The sequence below is a fragment of the Pseudomonas knackmussii B13 genome (assembly GCF_000689415.1).
In the GTDB taxonomy this organism is placed as follows: domain Bacteria; phylum Pseudomonadota; class Gammaproteobacteria; order Pseudomonadales; family Pseudomonadaceae; genus Pseudomonas; species Pseudomonas knackmussii.
On the sequence record NZ_HG322950.1, the window covers coordinates 39,264 to 55,966 of the forward strand.

General features: G+C 67.2%; 17 protein-coding genes. 6 read left to right on the forward strand and 11 right to left on the reverse strand.

The genetic code is table 11. From position 1 onward, the window contains the following. Positions 1-58: 58 nt before the first annotated feature. Positions 59-484, reverse strand: a complete 426-nt coding sequence (locus PKB_RS00205) for a PA0061/PA0062 family lipoprotein (protein ID WP_043248023.1) — start codon at positions 482-484, stop codon at positions 59-61. Between the two features lie 63 nt (positions 485-547). Here PKB_RS00205 and PKB_RS00210 point away from each other — a divergent pair, with 63 nt between their 5' ends. Next, positions 548-1,636 carry an aminopeptidase gene (locus PKB_RS00210; RefSeq protein ID WP_052355131.1) on the forward strand — a complete coding sequence of 363 codons (1,089 nt, stop codon included), beginning with the start codon at positions 548-550 and terminating at the stop codon, positions 1,634-1,636. Positions 1,637-1,740: 104 nt separating this feature from the next. Continuing rightward, on the forward strand, positions 1,741-2,826 hold the full coding sequence (locus tag PKB_RS00215) for an aminopeptidase (protein ID WP_043248028.1): 1,086 nt from the start codon (positions 1,741-1,743) through the stop codon (positions 2,824-2,826). Here the strand turns inward: PKB_RS00215 and PKB_RS00220 are convergent. Beyond that, positions 2,823-4,358, reverse strand: a complete 1,536-nt coding sequence (locus PKB_RS00220; RefSeq protein ID WP_043248030.1) for a 3-hydroxyacyl-CoA dehydrogenase — start codon at positions 4,356-4,358, stop codon at positions 2,823-2,825. The genes PKB_RS00215 and PKB_RS00220 overlap by 4 nt on opposite strands. 50 nt (positions 4,359-4,408) lie before the next feature. Then, entirely contained in the window at positions 4,409-6,040 is a 1,632-nt protein-coding gene (locus PKB_RS00225) for an AMP-binding protein (RefSeq protein ID WP_043248032.1), read from the reverse strand. A gap of 183 nt (positions 6,041-6,223) precedes the next feature. On the opposite strand from PKB_RS00225, the gene PKB_RS00230 reads away from it, so the two are divergent. Then, positions 6,224-7,009, forward strand: a complete 786-nt coding sequence (locus PKB_RS00230) for an IclR family transcriptional regulator (protein WP_043248034.1) — start codon at positions 6,224-6,226, stop codon at positions 7,007-7,009. A gap of 307 nt (positions 7,010-7,316) precedes the next feature. Here the strand turns inward: PKB_RS00230 and PKB_RS00235 are convergent, their stop codons facing one another. The 5 genes from PKB_RS00235 to PKB_RS00255 all read right to left on the reverse strand — a co-directional run bounded on the left by PKB_RS00235 (position 7,317) and on the right by PKB_RS00255 (position 13,452). Further along, complete coding sequence (locus PKB_RS00235) at positions 7,317-8,447, reverse strand: acyl-CoA dehydrogenase family protein (RefSeq protein WP_043256760.1); 1,131 nt, start codon at positions 8,445-8,447, stop codon at positions 7,317-7,319. 10 nt (positions 8,448-8,457) lie between these two features. Next, positions 8,458-9,654, reverse strand: coding sequence for an acyl-CoA dehydrogenase family protein (locus PKB_RS00240; protein WP_043248036.1), 1,197 nt, complete (start codon positions 9,652-9,654; stop codon positions 8,458-8,460). Positions 9,655-9,664: 10 nt separating this feature from the next. Continuing rightward, a complete protein-coding gene (locus PKB_RS00245; protein ID WP_043248038.1) occupies positions 9,665-11,746 on the reverse strand; it encodes a 3-hydroxyacyl-CoA dehydrogenase NAD-binding domain-containing protein in 2,082 nt (693 codons plus the stop codon). 273 nt (positions 11,747-12,019) lie between these two features. Then, on the reverse strand, positions 12,020-12,475 hold the full coding sequence (locus PKB_RS00250; RefSeq protein WP_043248040.1) for a GNAT family N-acetyltransferase: 456 nt from the start codon (positions 12,473-12,475) through the stop codon (positions 12,020-12,022). Between the two features lie 44 nt (positions 12,476-12,519). Beyond that, entirely contained in the window at positions 12,520-13,452 is a 933-nt protein-coding gene (locus PKB_RS00255) for a LysR family transcriptional regulator (protein WP_043248041.1), read from the reverse strand. Positions 13,453-13,546: 94 nt separating this feature from the next. Between PKB_RS00255 and PKB_RS00260 the strand changes: the two genes are divergently transcribed. After that, positions 13,547-13,828: a DUF2218 domain-containing protein gene (locus tag PKB_RS00260; protein ID WP_043248042.1), complete on the forward strand. Its 282-nt coding sequence runs from the start codon at positions 13,547-13,549 to the stop codon at positions 13,826-13,828. Between the two features lie 30 nt (positions 13,829-13,858). Here the strand turns inward: PKB_RS00260 and PKB_RS00265 are convergent, their stop codons facing one another. From PKB_RS00265 to PKB_RS00275, 3 genes are all read right to left on the reverse strand, one after another. Next, a complete protein-coding gene (locus PKB_RS00265) occupies positions 13,859-14,524 on the reverse strand; it encodes an RcnB family protein (protein ID WP_043248043.1) in 666 nt (221 codons plus the stop codon). Positions 14,525-14,801: 277 nt separating this feature from the next. Beyond that, positions 14,802-15,083 carry a type II toxin-antitoxin system RelE/ParE family toxin gene (locus tag PKB_RS00270; RefSeq protein ID WP_043248044.1) on the reverse strand — a complete coding sequence of 94 codons (282 nt, stop codon included), beginning with the start codon at positions 15,081-15,083 and terminating at the stop codon, positions 14,802-14,804. Next, positions 15,080-15,307 carry a CopG family ribbon-helix-helix protein gene (locus PKB_RS00275; RefSeq protein WP_043248045.1) on the reverse strand — a complete coding sequence of 76 codons (228 nt, stop codon included), beginning with the start codon at positions 15,305-15,307 and terminating at the stop codon, positions 15,080-15,082. The genes PKB_RS00270 and PKB_RS00275 overlap by 4 nt, the downstream gene beginning before the upstream one ends. Before the next feature lie 221 nt (positions 15,308-15,528). On the opposite strand from PKB_RS00275, the gene PKB_RS00280 reads away from it, so the two are divergent. Together PKB_RS00280 and PKB_RS00285 are read left to right on the forward strand one after the other, a co-directional pair. After that, positions 15,529-16,284 carry a phytanoyl-CoA dioxygenase family protein gene (locus tag PKB_RS00280; RefSeq protein ID WP_043248047.1) on the forward strand — a complete coding sequence of 252 codons (756 nt, stop codon included), beginning with the start codon at positions 15,529-15,531 and terminating at the stop codon, positions 16,282-16,284. 11 nt (positions 16,285-16,295) lie between these two features. Beyond that, complete coding sequence (locus tag PKB_RS00285) at positions 16,296-16,697, forward strand: GFA family protein (RefSeq protein ID WP_043248048.1); 402 nt, start codon at positions 16,296-16,298, stop codon at positions 16,695-16,697. The last annotated feature ends 6 nt before the right edge of the window (positions 16,698-16,703 follow it).

Sequence of the window (16,703 nt, forward strand, 5' to 3'; positions counted from 1 at the left end):
CGCTCGTGAGGGGTAATGCATTCAGCATACCCCTTGGTGATCGCCCCGGTGCGCGCGATCAGGCCTTCTCGCAGCGCCCCGCCTGGCCGCTGGCGAGTTCGTTGTCGTCGTTATCGTAGAGCCGCGCCCAGGGATGGAAGCCGACGCTGCCGGTGCGCAGGCGATAGCGCTGGCCGGCGCCGAAGTCGTGGTACTTCAGGGTCAGCTGGCAATCGCGCCAGAGGCTTTCGGAGACGGCGTTGGCGGCGCCGATATCGGCCGGCTGGACCTGGAACTGGAAGCGCACGCGCAGCTCGTGCTGGCCGGGGTCGACCTCGAAGTAGCGCGAGGAGGACCACGGCTTGCCGTCCACCGCCAGGGCCGCCAGGTCGCTCTGGCTGTTAGTGTCGAGGTCGACCCAGGCGCGGTTCGGGTCCGGTTTCGGCAGCATCAGCGAGCAGCCGCTCAGCGCGAGCAGGCCGCCTGCCAGAATCAGCGGGCGCATGGGGTTCACTCCTGTGGGTCTTGTCGTAGGGCGGCGCAGAGGGCCTGTGCTAAGGTGCCGCGCATGCCATCCCGCCTGCGTATAGCGTTACTCGACCGCCGATTGCCCCGCTGGGTTCCCTGCCTGGCCTTCGTCCTGCTGGGCGGTTGCTCCAGCGTGCAGTACTACGCGCAGTTGGGCAGTGGCCAGCTCAAGCTGTTGAGCGCCCGCGAGCCGGTGGCCGACGTGGTCGCCGACCCGTCCCGCGATGCCCGGCTGCGCGAGCGCCTGGCGCTGTCCCAGCAGGCGCGTGACTTCGCCAGTGCAACCTTGGGCCTGCCGGACAACCACAGCTATCGCCTGTACAGCGACATCCAACGTCCCTATGTGGTGTGGAACGTCTTCGCCACGCCGGAGCTGTCGCTGCACCCGCTGACCCACTGCTTCCCCATCGCCGGCTGCGTGGCTTATCGCGGCTACTACGGCGAGCCTGCCGCCCAGGGCGAAGCGAAGCGCCTGAAGGCGCAGGGCTGGGACGTCTACGTTGGCGGCGTGGAGGCCTACTCCACCCTTGGCTGGTTCGACGATCCCATCCTCAGCAGCATGCTGCGCTGGGACGACCAGCGCCTTGCCGAGACGATCTTCCACGAGTTGGCGCACCAGCGTTACTACCTGCCCGGTGATACCGCCTTCAACGAGTCCTATGCGAGCTTCGTCGAGCAGGAAGGCGGCCGCCGCTGGCGCGCCTCCCGTGGTTTGCCGCCGGAAAACGGACTTGCCGTGCGTCAGCGCGAAGGCCTCACCCGCCTGGTGCTGGATACCCGCGAGCGCCTCGACAAGCTCTATGCCAGCAGTCAGTCGGATGAAGCCAAGCGCGCCGGCAAGGCCGCCGAGTTCGAGCGCATGCGCAGCGAGTACCGCGCGCTCTGCCTGCGCGAGTGGGGCGGCAAGTGTCCGTACGACGCCTGGATCAACGGCCCGATGAACAACGCCAAGCTGCTGCCCTTCGGTCTCTACGACCAGTGGGTGCCCGCCTTCGCCACGCTGCTGCGCCAAGTCGGCGGCAATTGGCCGGCATTCTATGCGCGGGTCGAAAAGCTCGGCGCCCTGCCCGCCGCACAGCGCAAGGCGAAGCTCCAGCAGCTGAAGTCCGGGCAGCCGGTGAGCTTCTGAATCTGCGCTAGCTTTACCTGCAGGGGCCATTGCAGTCGGGGCCCCGAACCTCGGTCCATCTCGGACCCGCCCGGCCCCGGTTACTCGGGCAGAGGTGCGCCATCATGGGAGGATCCCGATGTGCCCTGCTCTGCCTTGGCCTGCCGCTGCTGGTGGCCTGCGCCGGCCAGAGCTACCTGCAGCAAATGCGTGAGGGAGAGACGCAACTGCAGGCGGACCGCGAGCCGCTCAGCGCGGTGCTCGCCGATCCTCGCACCGATCCGCGCACACGCCAGCTGCTGCTTGCAGCGGCTGACGCGCGCGAGTTCGCCAGCCATCGACTCGCCCTGCCGGACAACCCGAGCTACCGCTCCTACGTCGACCTGCACCGCGACTACGCGATGTGGAACCTGTTCGCCACCAGCGAGTTTTCCGTCGAGCCGCACCGCAGCTGTTTCGCCGAGGTCGGCTGTATCGGCTACCTGGGTTTCTATCATCCCGGCGATGCCGAGCGAGCCGCGACGGCGCTGCGCGAGCAGGGGCTGGAGACCTACATAGGCACTTCCGAATCCTTCGTGATTCCCGGCCACAACGACGCACCCATCCTCAGCACCATGCTGAGCGACGACCGCCATCTGGCCGAGCTGATCTTCCACGAGCTCACCCACCAGCGCCTGTACGTGGCCGGCGACAGCGCCTTCAACGAGTCGCTCGCCAACTTCGTGCAGCAGGAAGGCTTGCGCCAGTGGCTGGCGGCGCATGGGCGGGCAGCGGGCGCCGACGTCGCCCGCGCACAGCGCGACGTGCTGACCGAGCTGGTCCTGGAGACCCGAGCGCGTCTGCAGAACCTCTATGCCAGCGGACTGCCGCCCGAGCAGCTGCGTGAGCGCAAGGCTGCCGAATTCCAGCGCCTGCGCGACCACTATCACCTGCAGATGTCCCTGCACTGGGGGGGCAAGGGGCTCTACGACGCCTGGGTCGATGCGCCGCTGAACAACGCTTCGCTGGCGCCTTTCGGCATCTACGACCAGTGGGTGCCGGCGTTCGCCGCGCTGTACCGGCAGGTTGGCGGCGACTGGACTCGCTTCTTCAGCGCCGCGAGCGTCCTCGCCGCGCAACCCTCCGCCCAGCGCCTGGCGCGGTTGGGCGCCTTGCGCGCCGAGGAGCTGGCGCTCAAGGCGGCGCCGCCGCGCCTGGCCGGTTCCGGCTAGTCGGCGGCGTCCGGGGCGTGCAGCGGCAGGTCGAGCTGCACGCGGCGGCGCAGCCAGGGGCTGGGCCGGTAGCGCGGCTCGCCGTAGCAAGCCAGCAAGCCCTGGAGGATGGTGAGGATGCGCGCCGCGCCGTAGTGCTCGCCGAAGGCCAGCGGGCCGAACGGATAGCCGAGCGCGAGCTGCACCGCGCGGTCCAGCGTGACCGGCGTGGCGATGCCGCGCTGGGCGATCTCGCAGCCGAGGTTGACGATGCTGGCGATCACCCGCTGGGTGATGAAGCCGGGCGAGTCGTTGATCACTTCTACTGGCACGCCGTCCGCGCCCAGCGCCTGGCGGGCCTGGGCTTCCAGTTGCGGGTCGAGGGCGGGCTGGCGCATCAGCACGCGACGCTTGTCCAGCTCGCCGAAGCTCTCCAGCGCGAGACTGCGCTCCGCCGGCAGGCCCAGGGCGTCGATGCGCGTGCTGGCGTCTTCGCCCAGCGGGGTGACCAGGCAGATGGCGCGCGCCGAGGGAGCTTCGGCGCTTTCGAGGATCACGCCGGCCTGGGTCAGCAGCTGGCCGACGTGGTGGCGCAGGTCGGGGTCCTGGCTGTCGAGCCAGAACGGCCGGTCGAGCGTTACCGGCAAGGGGCGCGGCTCCTCCTCCCGCAGTTGCTGGCCGTCCTGGTAGCGGTAGAAGCCTTCGCCGGACTTGCGACCGAGCAGCCCGGCGGCGACTCGTTGCGCCGCGAGCGGCGACGGCAGGTAGCGCGGGTCCTGGTAGAACTGCTGGTAGAGCGACTCCATCACCGCCTGGGAAACGTCCAGCCCGGTGAGGTCGAACAGCTCGAACGGGCCCATGCGGAAGCCCGCGCCGTCGCGCAGGATGCGGTCGATCTGCGCGGCGCTGGCGATGCCCTCGCCGAGGATGCGCAGGGCCTCGGTGCTGTAGGCACGGCCGGCGTGATTGACGATGAAGCCGGGGCTGTCCGGGCTTACCGCGGGGAAGTGCCCGGCCTGCTCGGCAAGACTGCACAGGCGCGCAATCACTGCGTCGTCGGTGCGTTGGCCGCGCACCACTTCGACGATGCGCATCAGCGGCGCCGGGTTGAAGAAGTGGAAGCCGGCGACCCGCTGCGGCCGGCGGCAACGCGCGGCAATGCGGGTGACCGACAGCGACGAGGTGTTGCTGGCGAGCACGGCGTCATCGCTGACGCGTGCTTCCAGCTCGGCGAACAATGCCTGCTTGGCGTCGATGTCCTCGACAATGGCTTCGATCAGCAAGTCGCAGCCGGCCAGCTCGTCGAGGCTGTGCGCCGGCTGCAGGCGATGCAGGGTGGCGGCCAGCGTGTCGGCGTCGATCTTGCCTTTGGAGGCGGCGCGCTCGAGCAGCTCGCGGTTGAACGCCAGCGCCTGCTGGATGCTCTCGGCGCGGCTGTCGTAGAGCTTCACCGGCACGCCGGCGCTGGCGAACAGCTGGGCGATGCCGCGGCCCATGGCGCCGGCGCCGATCACACCGATGCGCTGGAAAGCGGGAAGGGAGCTGGAAGGCATGCGCAGGGCGCCCTCGTCTGACTGGCCTGTCTCAACCTTAGTCGCTGAGTTCACGAGGCGTCGCTCCGTTGCCGTTCGCGGTCGCGCAGTTCGCGGCGGAGCATCTTGCCCACCGAACTCTTGGGCAGCTCGTCGAGGATCTCGACCTGGCTGGGCACCTTGTAGCCGGTCAGGTGTTCGCGGCAGTGGGCGATGATCGCGGCGGCATCCAGCGCCGGGTCGCGCAGGCTGACGAAGAGCTTCACCGCCTCGCCCTTGCGCGCGTCCGGCACGCCGATGGCGAGGCACTCGCGGATGCCCGGGTGGCGCATCGCGGCATCCTCCACCTCGTTGGGGAAGACGTTGAAACCGGAGACCAGGATCATGTCCTTCTTGCGGTCGACGATCTTCAGCAGGCCGTTGGCGTCCTGCAGGGCGATATCGCCGGTGCGCAGCCAACCGTCGGCGTCGAGCACCTGGGCGGTTTCCTCCGGGCGCTGCCAGTAGCCGAGCATCACCTGCGGGCCGCGCAGGCACAGCTCGCCGGGCTCGTCCACGGCGCAAGGGTTGCCTTCCTCATCGAGGATGCGCACCTCGGTATCGACCAGCGCCGCGCCGACGAAGCCTTCGCGATAGGGCGTCAGACGGGTGTTGGTGCACACCACCGGCGACGCCTCGGTGAGGCCGAAGCCTTCCAGCACGGGCGCGCCGGTGAGCGCCTGCCAGCGTCGGCCGACTTCCAGGTTGAGCGGCCCGCCGCCGCTGGTGACCCACTTCAGGTGGCTGAAATCGATGCTGGTGAAGTCCGGGTGGTTCATCAGCCCGACGAACAGGCTGTTCAGCCCGCTGAGCAGGCTGAACGGGTAGCGGCGCATGGCGCCGATGATCTCGTCGAGGTTGCGCCCATCGCGGATCACCACCGTGTGCAGGCCCATGCCCACCGAGCTCAGGCAGTTCGTGGCGAAGGCCATGATGTGGTAGAGCGGCAGAGGCGCGATGCGCACGTCGGTGGCCGGGTCGAGCAGGCCGGGGCGCATGAACAGTTCGAGGGTCTGGATGACGTTGGCCAGAAGGCTGTGGTGGGTCAGCATGGCGCCCTTGGAAACGCCCGTGGTGCCGCCGGTGTATTGCAGCAGCGCAAGGCGCTCCAGGCCCGGTTCGGCGTCCAGCGGCGGCGCTTCGGCGCCCAGGCGCAGGGCCTGCATGAAGCGCGTGGCGTCGGGCTCGTCGCAGGCGTATTGCGGCTGCTCGATGTCGTCCACCGAGGTCAACAGCAGCTGGCGCACGGCGCTGTCGCCCTGCACCTTGCGCAGCAGCGGCAGCAGGCGGTCGAGCAGCAGGATGGCCACTGCGCCGGAGTCGCGCAGCTGGTGCGTGAGCTCGCCGGCGGTGTACTGCGGATTGGTGTTGACCAGCACCAGGCCGGCCTTGAGCGCGCCAAAGGCGGCGATCGGGTACTGCAGCGAATTGGGCAGCATCAGCGCCAGGCGCTCGCCCGCCTGGAGGCCGGCGCAGTGGCGCAGGTAGCGGGCGAAGGCGTCGGAGTGGCGTTCCAGCTCGGCGAAGCTCAGGCTGCTCGGCCCGCAGGAGAAGGCCGGTCGCTCGGGGTGCTGGCGCGCGGCATCGCGCAGCAGGTCGTGGACATTCTGGTAGGCGTGCTCGGCGATTTGCCTGGCGACGTAACCTTCGGCAGTGATGGGCACGATCAGCCCTCCGCTAGTGAATTATTGTTTTACTCTGCGAAACACAATGTCGAAATCGATGTTATGCGATAGGCTTTGGTGGTGCAATGACCACTCGTGCTGCTGTCTGCGCCGGGTCGATCTGCTATCGTTCGCCCCGCGCCGGAACTGGCTCCGGCGCCCTTTTTCATCCGCCGAGGCAGCATGAGCGACGACATCGAAGACACCGGCACGCCCAAGGACCGCAAGTTCGTCGAGGCCCTGGCCCGCGGCCTCGACGTGCTGCGCGCCTTCACCCATGGCTCGGTGGTGCTGGGCAACCAGGAAATCGCGCGGATCACCGGGCTGCCCAAGCCCACCGTGTCGCGCATGACCTACACGCTCACGAAGCTCGGCTATCTCGCCTACTCGCAGCAGCACGAGAAGTACCAGCTCGACTCCGGCGTGCTCGCACTCGGCTACGCCTACGTGTCGAACCTGCGCGTGCGCCAGCTGGCCAAGCCGTACATGGATGCCTTCGCCAAGCGCACCAACACCACCGTGGGCCTGACCTGCCGCGACTGGCTGTCGATGATCTACGTGGAGAACTGCCGTCCGCCGGAAGCGACGTCCCTGCGCATGGATGCCGGCGTACGCCTGCCGCTGGCGACCACAGCCGCCGGCCGCGCGTATCTCGCGGCGACCCCGGAGCAGGAGCGCGAACACCTGCTGCAGGCGCTGGAAGCCCGCCACGAAGGCGACTGGTCGGTGCTGCGCGCCTCGCTGGAGCGTTCCTTCGAGGAATACCGTGAGAACGGCTTCTGCCTGTCTCTCGGCGATTGGGACCGCAACGTCCGCGCCGCCGGCGTACCGCTGCGCCTGGCCGACGGCGGGCTGATGGCGCTGACCTGCGGCGCGCCCTCCTTCCAGCTCAGCGAGGAAACCCTCAAGGGCTCGCTGGCCCACGAGCTGGAGATGCTGGCGCGGGATATCGAGAGCCTTGGCGCCTGATCGGTCCTTGTAGGAGCGCGCCATGCGCGCGATTCGCGGCCATGGGCCGCTCCTACAGCATCCACGAAAGCGCTCCTGTAGGAGCGGACCTCGTCCGCGATAACCGGAATGCCCGGCGCTGGCGCGGAATATCGAGAGCCTCGGTGCCTGATCGATCCTTGTAGGAGCGCGCCATGCGCGCGAATCGCGGCCATGGGCCGCTCCTACAACATCCACGGAAGTGCTCCTGTAGGAGCGGACCTTGTCTGCGATAACCGGAATGCCCGGCGCGATTCGCGGATGAGATCCGCTCCTACAGGTTCTGCCGTCAGGCGACTTCCATCAGCTTCGCGTAGGCCTTCAGGTGGTGGTCGTCGTCGCCGAGCTGGTGGCTGAAGCTCACCAGGCGCTTGGCGTGGTGCGCGAGCACGTATTCCCAGGTCATGCCGATGCCGCCGTGCAGCTGGATCGCCTGCTCGGCGATGAAGCGCCCGGCGCGGGTGACGATGAACTTGGCCGCCGCCAGGGTGCGGCTGCGTTCGGCGCTGTCCGGCTGGTCGGCCACGCAGGCGGCGAGGATGGCCATGCTGGTGGCCTGCTCCAGCTCGCTGCGCATGTCGACCATGCGGTGCTGCAGCACCTGGAACTTGCCGATCGGCACGCCGAACTGCTTGCGCGTCTTCAGGTAGTCGAGGGTCAGGTCGCAGGCTTCCTGCATGCTGCCCAGGGCCTCGGCGCACTGGCCGGCGATGGCGCGCCCTTGCTGGTATTGCAGCGCGGCCAGGGCTTCGCCAGGAACACCGACCGCCTCACCCAGCGCGCCGTCGAGGAACAGATCGCAGGCGCCCTGCCCGTCGATGGTCGGATAGGCGCGGCGCTGCACGCCGGGCTGGTCCGGATCGACGAGGAACAGGCCGATGCCCTGCTCGTCCCGCGCATTTCCGGCGGTGCGTGCCGACACCAGGATCGCCGTGGCGCTCTGCCCGCCGATCACCACCGCCTTGCGCCCGCTGAGCTTCCAACCGGCGCCCGCGGTTTCCGCGCGGGTCTGTACGTCGTGCAGCTGGTAATGGCTCTGCGGCTCTTCCAGGGCCACGGCGAATTGCGCTTCCGCGCTGGCTATGCGTGGCAGCCAGTGGTCCTTCTGCGCGTCGCTGCCGAGCTGGGCGATCAGGCCGCCGGCGTGCACCACCGATTGCAGGTAGGGCTCCAGGCACAGGCCGCGGCCCAGTTCGGTGAGCACCAGCATGCTGTCCACGCCGCCGCCGAAGCCGCCGTAGGCCTCGGGCAGGGACACCGAGGTCAGCCCCAACTCGCCGAGCTGGCGCCAGAAGTCGGCGCTGTAGCCCAGCGCGCTTTCGCTGAAAGCTTCGCGCTTGTCGAAGGGGTATTCGTCGCGCACCAGGCGCGCCGCGGTGTCCTGCAGCATTTGCTGCTCTTCGCTGAGTTTGAAGTCCATGCTCATGCCCTCACAGCTCGAGAATCATCTTCGAGACGATGTTCTTCTGGATTTCGTTGGAGCCGCCGAAGATCGACAGCTTGCGCAGGTTGAAGTACTGGCTGGCAGGCGCCGTCGAGTAGTCGGCGTGCAGCGGCTCGACGCCCTTATCCAGGTCGAATTCGTCTTCGATGAAGGGCAGCGCATAAGGCCCGAGCACCTTGCGCAGCAGGTGACTGATGGCCTGGCGGATCTCGGTGCCCTTGACCTTGAGGATCGAGCTTTCCGCACCCGGCACGCCGCCTTCGCGGGCAGCGGCGAGGATGCGCAGGGTGCTCATCTCGATGGCCATCAGCTGCATTTCGACCTCGGCCACCTGGGCGCGGAACAGCGGGTCTTCCAGCAGCGGCTTGCCATCGCACAGCTCGCGGCTGGCCACGCGCTTGAGGTGCGCGAGCACCGCCTTGGACGCGCCGATGCCGGCGAGGCCAGTGCGTTCGTAGGTGAGCAGGTACTTGGCGCAGGTCCAGCCTTCGTTCTCGCGGCCGACCAGGTTTTCCACCGGCACCTTCACGTTGTCGAAGAAGACCTCGTTGACCTCGTGGTCGCCGTCCAGGGTGATGATCGGCCGCACCGTGATGCCGGGGGTCCGCATGTCGATCAGCAGGAAGCTGATGCCGCGCTGCTGCTGGGCCTCCGGGTCGGTGCGGACCAGGCAGAAGATCCAGTCGGCGTGCTGGCCGAGGGTGGTCCAGGTCTTCTGGCCGTTGACGATGTAGTGGTCGCCGTCGCGCACCGCGCGGGTCTTCAGCGAGGCCAGGTCGGAACCGGCGCCCGGCTCGGAGTAGCCCTGGCACCACCAGTCGGTGCCGTCGAGGATGCGCGGCAGGAAGTGCGCCTGCTGCTCGGGCGTGCCGAACTTGATGATCACCGGGGCGACCATGTTGACGCCGAAGGGGATGGTGCGTGGCGCACCGAAGGCGGCGCACTCCTCCTCGAAGATGTGCTTCTGCACGACGTTCCAGCCGGTGCCGCCGAATTCCTCCGGCCAGTGCGTGGCGTACCAGCCCTGCTCGTTGAGCAGGCGCTGCCAGCGCTGGTGATCGGCCTTGCCCAGGTGCTTGCCGAGGCGGACCTTGGTGCTGATGTCCTGCGGCAGCTTGGTGCTCAGGAAGGCGCGGACTTCGTCGCGGAAGGCCAGCTCTTCGGGGGTGAAATGAATGTCCATGGGTGGCTCCTTAGAGATCAGCGAAGCGGCGGCCTTCGGCCACCAGGCGTTCGAGCAGCGGCGCCGGTTCCCACCAGGCGCCGAAGCGCTGGTGGAACTCGCGGATGCGTTGCAGCACGTGGTCCAGGCCAAGGCGGTCGGCGTGGAACAGCGGGCCGCCACGCCAGGCCGGGAAGCCATAGCCGTTGAGGAAGATCAGGTCGACGTCGCTGGCGCGCTGGGCGATGCCCTCGTCGAGGATGCGCGCGGCTTCGTTGACCAGCGAGAAGAGGCAGCGCTCGACGATGTGCTCGTCGCTCACCGGCTGGCGGGTGATGCCGCGCGCGGCGGCGGACGCTTCCAGCATCGCCTGCAGCGCAGGGTTCTCCTGCGGCGTGCGCGAGCCTTCTGGATACAGGTAGAAACCGGCTCCGGTCTTCTGCCCGAGCATGCCGGCGGCGTACAGGTGGTCGAGCACCGTGGGCAGGGTCTGGCCGGGTTTGAGGTTCGGTCGCTGGCGCGCGCGGATCGCGTGGCTGATGTCGAGGCCGGAAAGGTCGCGTACCGCCAGCGCGCCCATGGCCATGCCGAAGTCGCGCAGCGCCTTGTCCACCTGCGCGGGGCTGGCGCCCTCCTCCAGCAGGAACTCGGCCTGGCGACCGTACTGGAAGATCATGCGGTTGCCGACGAAACCGTCGCACACGCCGACCGCCACGGCGATCTTCTTCAGGCGCTTGCCGATCTGCATGGCGCTGGCCAGCACTTCGGCGCTGGTGGCCTTGCCGCGTACCACTTCGAGCAGCCGCATGACGTTGGCCGGGCTGAAGAAGTGCAGGCCGACCACGTCCTGCGGGCGTTGGGTGAAGGCGGCGATTTCGTCGAGGTCCAGCGACGAGGTATTGCTGGCGAGGATGGCGCCGGGCTTGCACACCGCATCCAGGCGCTCGAAGACCTGGCGCTTCACTTCCATGCTCTCGAACACGGCCTCGATCACCAGGTCGACGTCGGCCAGGGCTTCGTAGTCGAGCACGCCCTGGATCAGGCCCAGGCGTTTTTCCATGGCCTCGGCGCTGAGGCTGCCGCGCTCGACGCTGGCCTGGCAGGTGCCGCGAGCGCGTTGCAGGGCGCCGTCGAGGGCCGACGGGTCGATTTCCAGCAACTTCACCGGGATGCCGACATTGGCGAAGCACAGGGCGATGCCGACGCCCATGGTGCCGCCGCCGATCACTGCTGCGCTGCGTACTTCGCGTACCGGTGTGTCGGCCGGCAGGCCGGCGATCTTCGCGGCTTCGCGCTCGGCGAAGAAGGCATGGATGAGTGCCGCGCGCTGTGGCGATTCCAGGCACTGCTGGAACAGCTCGCGCTCGCGCTTCAGTCCATCGGCCAACGGCAACTGCGTGGCGGCTTCTACCGCCTCGACGCAGCGCAGCGGCGAGAACAGGCCGGGCATGCGCTTCTCGACTTCGGCGCGCTTGGCGGCGATCAGGGCGGCGTCGCCTTGCACTTGGCGCTCGCCGGTGCGGCGAGGACCGCGCGCTTCGTCCAGCAGGCGACGAGCGCAGGCCAGGCCGGCTTCGGCGAGGTCGCCTTCGACGATCGCGTCGAGGATGCCGTACTCCAAGGCCTGTGGCGCTTTCACCGGGTTGCCGGAGACGATCATCTCCAGCGCTTTCTCGACGCCCACCAGGCGTGGCAAACGCTGGGTGCCGCCGGCGCCGGGAAGTAGGCCGATCTTCACTTCCGGCAGGCCGACCTGGGCATCGACCAAGGCGACGCGGTAATGGCAGGCGAGCGCCACTTCCAGTCCGCCGCCCAGGGCGGTGCCGTGGATCACGGCCACGCTCGGCTTGCTCGAAGCTTCGATGGCCTCGACCACCTCCGGCAGCGAAGGCGCCTGCGGCGGCTTGCCGAACTCCTTGATGTCGGCGCCGGCCATGAAGGTACGGCCTTCGCAGACGAGCACCACGGCGCGCACAGCGGCATACGCCTCGGCCTCGCGGAAGGCCCGCAGCAGTCCGTCGCGGACCGCGTGGCCCAGGGCGTTGACCGGGGGATTGTCGACTTTGATCAGGGCCACGTCGCCTTGGCGCTCGACCCGTACCACCTGGGACATGCTCGTAATCTCCGTTGTAATTTTGTTGTTTAACGGAATCATGTTTCGCTGTGCAGAATATAAAGATCATTCTTGCTTGTCGAGAGACTAGGCGAGTGCCATCGGACGAGCTGCATTTGTAGGAGCGAGCTTGCTCGCGAATTGTTTGGGTGCCGGGTGGATTCGCGAGCAGGCTCGCTCCAAGCGGAACCCCGTGTCTTCGCGGGTATCTCGCGTGCATGAAAAAGCCGCCGGCCCGGCGATGCGGGGCGGCGGCTTTGGTGTTGCGCCGGGTCAGGCCGGGCGGCGCATGTCGATGTGCGGGATGTCGTCTTCCAGGTACACGTCGCCTTCGGCCTGGAAGCCGTAGCGGCCGTAGTAGCCCTGCAGGTGCGCCTGGGCCGAGAGGTAGACCGGCCGCCCCGGCCAACGCCGGGCCGCCTCGTCGAGGGCATGCTCCATCAATTGGTGGCCAAGGCCGCGGCCGCGGCCGGCGGCAGCGGTGATGACACGGCCGATCACCACTTCGCCGCTGTGCGTCTCCGGGTCGAGCAGGCGCAGGTAGGCCAGCATCTGCTCGCCTTCGTGGGCGGTGAGGTGGCAGGTGTCGCCTGCGAGATCCTGGCCATCGATGTCCTGGTAGGGGCAGGTCTGCTCGACCACGAAGACCTCGCAGCGCAGGCGCAGGATCGCGTACAGCTCCTCCTTGCTCAGTTCGCTGTGATGCTTGCAGCTCCAGGTCAGGTCCATGGCGTGAATCTCCGGCAGGTGGCTAGGGAAAGCGCATCATCCTCTCACGCCGGGCGTGAGCGCACAGCCGTTTCCCGCTGCACCGGCGCGATGCCGCCGAGGTGCCGGCGCAGCGCCTCGATGGCCACCTTGACCTTGGCCGGCTGGGCATCGCGGCGTGGCGTGACGGCGTAGATGCCGAAGCTCGGCAACGTCCACTGCGGCAGCAGGCGCACCAGCCTGCCCTCCTCCAGCGCCTCGCGGACTTCGGGTTCCGGCTGCAGGGAAATGCCCAGGCCGTCGAGGGTGAACTGGCGCAGGGCGATCATGCTGTTGGCGGCGACCCGGGGCTCCAGGCGCAGCCGGCAGCTCTCCTCGTCCGGGCCGTTGAATTGCAGCGTATGGGCCTGGCCACGGGTGTTTAGCGACAGCCAGTCGACCTGCTGCAGCTGCTGCGGATGATCGATGGGGCCACAGCGGCGCAAGTAAACCGGCGCCGCGCAGACCAGGTTGTTCCATTCGGCGAGATGGCGCGCCACCAGGCTGGAGTCGGCCAGGTTGCCGACGCGGATGGCGAGGTCGATGCGCTGCTCGATCAGGTCGATCTGCTCGTCGTGGAAGAACAGTTGCAGGCGCAGTTGCCGATGATTTTCCAGCAACGGCCGGAGGGCCTCGGTGATCAGCTTTCCGGAGAAGCCAACCGGCGCGGCCAGACGCAGCTCGCCAACCGGCGCTTCCCGCCACTCGCCCAGGCGCTGCTCGGCTTCCTCGGCGATGGCCAGCATCTCGGCGCAGCTACGATAAAAGGCAGCGCCGGCTTCGGTCAGGGTGAGCTTGCGGGTGGTGCGGTGCAGCAGCGTGACCTGGGCGTGGGCCTCCAGCTTGCGGATCTGCTGGCTGACCGCCGAGGGCGTCATGCCAAGGGCTTCGGCGGCCGCTGCCATGGAGCCACGTGCGACCACGGTGGCGAAGATGGCCATGCCCTTGAGGTTGTCCATTGTGAAGCTCCGCTAAACAGTGAAAGGCAAATTAGCCGGTTTTTGCGCGGATTGCTTCTGTCTAGGATGCGACTTCCGAAAAAGGAGAGAGAAAATGCTGACGTCCCACGCTGACGTGACGACCCCCGATGGCGCCCGCTATCTGAAGCGCCTGTGCAACCACTTCGCCCACAAGCTGCCGGTGGAGCTGAGCGAGGATCGCGGCGTGCTGCGCTTCGACTTCGGCACCTGCTATCTGCACGCCGATGCAGCGGCTCTGCACCTCAAGGCCGAAGCCGCCGACGGCGAAGCGCTGGCGCGCCTGCAGCAAGTGGTGGTCAGCCACCTCGACCGCTTCGCCTGGAAGGAAGGTCAGCTGCCGGTCGAGTGGCGCTGAACCTGCACCCCCCCCCCCGCCCGGCCAGCCTCAGCGCTGGCCGGCGATGATCTGCTGGATCAGCCCGCTGGCCAGCTCGATCAGCAGATAGTTGCCATCCACATCCATCCACTGCGAACCACGGGCTGGTGGCGGTAGCTGGTGCATCCGCCAGTCTTCCACGTAATAGCGGTGCTCACGGTAGTCCGGCGGCAGGTATTGCCCGGTCGCCCAGTGACGGCGCTCGGCCTCGTGCCGGCGCTGCGCTTCTTCCCATTGCCGCTGGCGCTCTTCCTGTTGATGGCGCTGGGACTCTTCCCACTGCCGTTCTCGCTCTTCGTGCTCGCGCCGTTGCTGCTCTTGCCATTGGCGCTGCTGCTCGGCCTGGCGGCGTTGCTCTTCCTGCCAGCGGCGCTGCTCTTCCTGTTGCCGCCGCAGGGCTTCCTGACGCTGCTGTTCCTCGAACCGCCGCCGGCGTTCTTCCTGCTGCCTTTGTTGCTGCTCGGCCTGTTGCCGCTGCTGCTCCTGTTGCTGGCGTTGGCGCTCCTGCTGCTGACGCTGCTGCTCCTGCCATTGGCGCTGTTGTTCCTGCTGCTGCCGCTGCTGGTCTTGCCATTGCTGTTGCTGCTGGGCGTCGTTGCCGTTCCAGGCGAGTGCGCCGGCGGCGGGCAACAGCAGGCTCAGGCCCAGGGCGCTAAGGGAGAGGTTCTTGGACATGGTCGTCGGTCGCGAAAAGGAAAAGTGGCGGAGGCGCCGGGAAAAGTGGCCAGTAGGCGGCCGGAACTGAGTTCCCGGTTTTCGGGAAGTTCCGCCAAGGTGTAAACGGCAGCGTCAGGTTCGAAATACTATTTGTTACCGTTCGGTCACTCTAAATGCATTTATGAGTTATCGGGTCACATAAAGATCAATTCAATTGGAAATGCTCAATTGATCGCAATTTGTATAAAATAGCAAAGTCAATACTTTGAAATATCTTGTAACCGTGTGGCCACTTTTACCCCGAGTTTTCCACAGCATCGATGCGCAAAATTTGTACATCGCGGCCCTTTACCCGGTACGCGGCTTGGTAAGGCCAACGTTCGAGCAGCAATTCGCGCACCCCGGGCACTTCGCTCGGCTGGCCGACACTGCTCAGGCTGAGATCGGCCAGCGCCTTCACCTGGCTGACCATGTCCTGGATCGCCCGGAGGGCCTTCTCCGGGCCGACCAGCACCACGTAGTGGTCGTACAGGCCGTCCAGGTCGGCGGCCGCCTTGTGCGTCCACTGCAGGCTCATGCCAGCCCCCATTTGCGTTCGATTTCCACGTGGTCCAGCAGATGCCCGGCATTGGCGTCGGCCAGCCCCTCGTCGATGGCTGCGACGTGCCAGGCCTGGCGCTCCAGGTACTGCGCCAGGGCCTGGCGCAGGTGGTACGGGCGGTCCCGATGGGTGGCGCGGGCCAGCTGATCCAGGGCTGCGGCCAGGGTGTCATCGGCACGGAAGGAGATTACGGTGGTCAATTTATGAACAGTCCGTTTACGCTATATACAGAGTTTACAACGATAACAGAAGTATACGAATCAAGCACTTGGAAGGATTGATCGCATCGCGGAATGCGGCTGGGAAAGGGCGGCAGCGAGAGGTCGTGGGAATGGAGAGGCGCCGCCGATTGCCGATGGCAATCCAACCCGCGCATGCTGGCGATTGATATCCAGCCGTCCTGCGGAATAGGAGAAATGCCATGGCTGAGGAGGTCCTACCCGTCGGCGAAGCACTGCGAGGCCTGCACGACGACGGCTTCATCCCGCTGCGTGGATTGCTGGATGCCGCGCAAGTTGCCGAGGTGCGCGCGTTGATCGACGCGCTGAAGCCGATCCACTGGGACTACGAGGGCCTGGTCGATCACTACAAATGCGTGTTCAACCGCTCCCCGCGCTGGCTGCCGTATCTCGATCCGCCGGGCCTGATCGAGATCGCCGAGGCGGCGCTCGGCGCGGATTGCCACGTGATCGGCCAGACCGCCTGGCGCTGCCACCCGGGCTTCATTGGCGCGGAGATGCACCTGGACTACTTGCCCATGGCGTTGCCGGCGGAATTGCTCGCCAGTGGATTCGAGCTACCGATGTTCCTCTGCACCGCGCAAATTTACCTGGACGACATAGATGCGGACCTTTGCCCGACCCGGGTGATCCCGGGCAGTCACCGCGCCGGACACGCTCCCTGGCCGGACGAGGAAAGCTGGTGTGGCCGCACGGCCGAACCCGTGCTTTGCCAGGCAGGTGATTGCCTGTTGTTCCGCAGCGAACTCTGGCACTCCGGCAGCCGCAACCTGAGTCCGCGCACGCGCTACCTACTGCAGGTGCACTATGGCCGGCGCATGGTGGCGCAGAAGTTCTCCCCTTATCTCGACTGGCGCTTCAATCCCGAAGTGCTGGTCGCCTGCACACCCCGCCAACGCCGCCTGCTCGGCGATCACCAAGCCGCGGAATACGACTGAGGAGATTCGAGATGACGCAGACCCACCAGGGTGGCTGCCATTGCGGCGCGCTGCGCTACAGCTTCACAGCATCGCTGGACGACGTCGCCCATTGCCACTGCTCGATCTGCCGGCGCACCACCGGCGGCACGCTGGTGACCTGGGCGACCATTCCGCGCACGGCCTTCGCCTGGCTACAGGGCAGCCCGGCCTGCTATCACTCCAGCCCCGGCAATCACCGCTACTTTTGCGCACAGTGCGGCGCCCAGCTGATCTTCGAGACGGACCGCACGCCCGAGACCCTGGACGTCACGGTCAGCAGCCTCGACCACCCGGAATCGGCGCCGCCAAGCAGGCACATCTGGGTGAACAGCCGGCTGCCCTGGCTGCACATGGACGATGGTTTGCCCGAGGAGCAGGAAGAGCAGCTTTAGACGGGG